The sequence below is a fragment of the Diaphorobacter ruginosibacter genome, assembly GCF_040396215.1.
Lineage (GTDB): Bacteria > Pseudomonadota > Gammaproteobacteria > Burkholderiales > Burkholderiaceae_C > Diaphorobacter_A > Diaphorobacter_A ruginosibacter_A.
On sequence record NZ_JBEBOW010000223.1, the window covers coordinates 1 to 3259 of the forward strand.

General features: G+C 61.7%; 2 protein-coding genes. Both read right to left on the reverse strand.

Annotated elements, in window-relative coordinates; translation table 11 throughout:
- Window positions 1–117: 117 nt before the first annotated feature.
- Complete coding sequence (locus ABWP92_RS17010) at window positions 118–1263, reverse strand: serine hydrolase (protein ID WP_353236590.1); 1146 nt, start codon at window positions 1261–1263, stop codon at window positions 118–120.
- Between the two features lie 113 nt (window positions 1264–1376).
- Window positions 1377–2915, reverse strand: a complete 1539-nt coding sequence (locus ABWP92_RS17015) for a 2-isopropylmalate synthase (protein WP_353236591.1) — start codon at window positions 2913–2915, stop codon at window positions 1377–1379.
- Window positions 2916–3259: the final 344 nt, after the last annotated feature.

Sequence of the window (3259 nt, forward strand, 5' to 3'; positions counted from 1 at the left end):
CCCCCCGAGGGGGCGCTTTTTGTCTTGGGGCGGCCCGGCGACAAAAAAACCGCGCGATGCGCGGTTTTTTGTTCACCCTGCCCCTTCTTTGAAGGAAAGCAGCGGCGGCTTCAATGCTCAGCTGTTGTCCGCATGGGCATATACATGCTTGTCCGAACGGGCTCCTGCGGTGCTGCCACGCTGCTCCACCCAGTTGCGCACGCGCTCGGCGTCGGCGATCCGGCTGAATTTACCCGCCGAATCGAGGAACACCATGATCAGCTTGCGGCCGGACACCTCGGCCTGCATGACGAGGCAGCGCCCGGCTTCATTGATGAAGCCGGTTTTCTGCAGGCCGATATCCCACGAAGGATTCTTGACCAGCCGGTTGGTATTGTTGAACTGCAGCGTGCGGCTGCCCACTTCCACCTCATGGCTCGGCGAGGTGCTCAGCTCGCGCAGCAGCGGATCGCGGGAAGCGACGGCCACGAGCTGGGCCAGATCGCGCGCGCTCGCCTGATTGGAGCTGGACAGGCCCGTCGGCTCCACGTAGCGTGTGGAGAGCATTCCGATCTGGCGCGCCTTGGCGTTCATCTGGTTCACGAAAGCCGCAAGGCCGCCGGGATAGGTGCGCCCCAGCGCATGCGCCGCGCGGTTCTCGCTGGACATCAACGCCAGATGCAGCAGTTCGCCGCGCGACAGCGTCGTTCCCACCGCCAGGCGCGAGCGGCTGAACTTTTCGGTGTCCACATCGTCCTGCGTGATGGTGATCGCCTCATCCATGTTCAGATGGGCCTCGGAGATCAGCAGGCCCGTCATCAGCTTGGTGAGAGAAGCAATGGGCAGCACCGCGCCTTCGTTCTTGCTCAGCAACACTTCATGTGTATCCTGGTCCACCACCAGCGCCACGCTGGATTCCAGAGACAGAGGGTCGTGCACGTCGTGCAATCCAGCGATCTGTCCAAAGGACTGCGGCGCCGGCGTGTAGGAAACCTTGCGCACGGTCGCCTTCGTGCCGCGCGCGGCCAGCCGGGTGGATTTGCCTGCGGCTGCCTTGGCGCGCAACGACTTGCCCTTGGCCACCGCCACGGTCTTGCGAGCGGCGGGCTTGGCCGAGGATTTCGCCACCTGGCGCTTGGTGTTTGATGAAACCGCTTGTTTTTTCGAGACAACCGCTTTCTTTTTCTCCGCGGCATGCGCTACGGGAGCGGCCAGGGAAACGCTCAAGGCGACAAAGGCCAGAGCATGCAAAAAACGGGTGGAGATGCGATTACGGGCTTGCATCAAGGTGCTCCAAGCGGCAAAAAACGGTTTCAGTGTACACAATCGAAAAAAGTCGCGCAAGATCAGCACCTTACGCGACTCTTCAAGAAAGTGAGTTAATTATAAAACCGTGCTCAGCCTTGGGCTGCCACTCGCTCCGCTTTACTTTGTAACTTGTTCAGCGCACTCAGATAAGCCTTGGCCGATGCCACCACGATGTCCGGATCGGCCCCCACGCCATTGACCACACGGCCATTGCTTTGCAGGCGCACCGTCACCTCGCCCTGGCTCTCCGTGGAGCCGCTGATCGCGTTCACCGAATAGAGCACCATTTCGGCGCCGCTCTTCACGTGCGATTCGATGGCCTTGAGCGACGCGTCCACCGGGCCGTTGCCTTCCGCTTCGCCCTGCACCTCCTTGCCAGCCGCGGTGAAGACCACTTTGGCATGAGGGCGTTCGCCGGTTTCACTGTGTTGGGAAAGCGACACAAAACCGAACTGGTCTTTCACGTTGCTGGCGTGCTCGTCGCTGACCAGCGCGAGGATGTCCTCATCGAAAATGTCGCTCTTGCGGTCGGCCAGTTCCTTGAAACGAGCGAAAGCGGCATTGATCTCGCCTTCGCTTTCCATCTGCACGCCCAGCTCCTGCAGGCGCTGCTTGAACGCGTTGCGGCCGGACAGCTTGCCCAGCACGATCTTGTTGGCGGCCCAGCCCACGTCTTCCGCGCGCATGATCTCGTAGGTGTCGCGCGCCTTGAGCACGCCGTCCTGGTGAATGCCGGATGCGTGCGCGAACGCGTTGGCGCCCACGACCGCCTTGTTCGGCTGCACGACAAAGCCGGTGGTCTGGCTGACCATGCGGCTGGCGGCAACGATGTGCTGCGTGTCGATGTTCACGTCCAGGCCGAAATAGTCCCTGCGCGTCTTGACCGCCATGACGACTTCTTCGAGCGAGCAATTGCCCGCGCGCTCGCCGAGACCGTTGATGGTGCACTCCACCTGGCGCGCGCCGCCGATCTTCACGCCGGCCAGCGAATTCGCCACCGCCATGCCCAGGTCGTTGTGGCAATGCACGGACCAGACCGCCTTGTCGGAATTGGGGATGCGTTCGCGCAGGTTCTTGATGAACTCGCCATAGAGTTCCGGGATCGCATAGCCCACGGTATCGGGCACGTTGATGGTGGTCGCGCCCTCGTTGATCACCGCCTCGAACACGCGGCACAGGAAATCGGGGTCGCTGCGGTAGCCGTCCTCGGCGCTGAACTCGATGTCACCCACGAGATTGCGGGCAAAACGGATCGAGCTGACCGCCTGCTCGAACACCTGGTCCGGCGTCATGCGCAGCTTCTTTTCCATGTGCAGCGGGCTGGTCGCCAGGAAGACGTGGATGCGGGCGCTGTTGGCCGCCGCCAGGGCCTCCGCCGAACGCGCAATGTCGCGGTCGTTGGCTCGCGACAGCGAGCAGATGGTGGAATCCTTGACCGCGGCGGCGATGGAGCGGATGCATTCGAAGTCGCCGTTGGAGCTGGCCGCGAAACCGGCTTCGATCACATCGACCCTCAGGCGCTCCAGCAGGCGCGCGATGCGCAGCTTTTCATCCTTGGTCATGGATGCGCCTGGCGACTGCTCGCCGTCACGCAACGTGGTGTCGAAAATAATCAGTTTGTCAGTCATCGTGGTCTCCGCAGCGCCGCATCGACAGCGGCTACATCAGTGAAAAAGAACCGTCTTCAAGCGCACACAAAACAAAAGGCCCGCTGCGCTTGCATACGGGCCATGGGATGAACAGTTCGCTCGCGCAACAACATCACCGCCCGCGGGGCGCTAGTGTTAGGGCGAAAGCCAGCATTTTCATAGAGTAGCAATGTAGCACAACCGGCTGGACCGAGGCGAGCGGCACCCACAGCCCAAGAAACAGAAAACCACCCGCAGGTGGTTCCGTTCAGGCTATCGGCAAAGCCTTAGAACGTGTTTACGATCTCTACGCAGCCGCGTTGGAGTGCAATCGGGATGAGTTC

Coding starts and splice junctions, on each gene's coding strand:
- ABWP92_RS17010 (WP_353236590.1), bottom strand. CDS start 1,263: ATGCAAGCCCGTAATCGCATCTCCACCCGTTTTTTGCATGCTCTGGCC.
- ABWP92_RS17015 (WP_353236591.1), bottom strand. CDS start 2,915: ATGACTGACAAACTGATTATTTTCGACACCACGTTGCGTGACGGCGAG.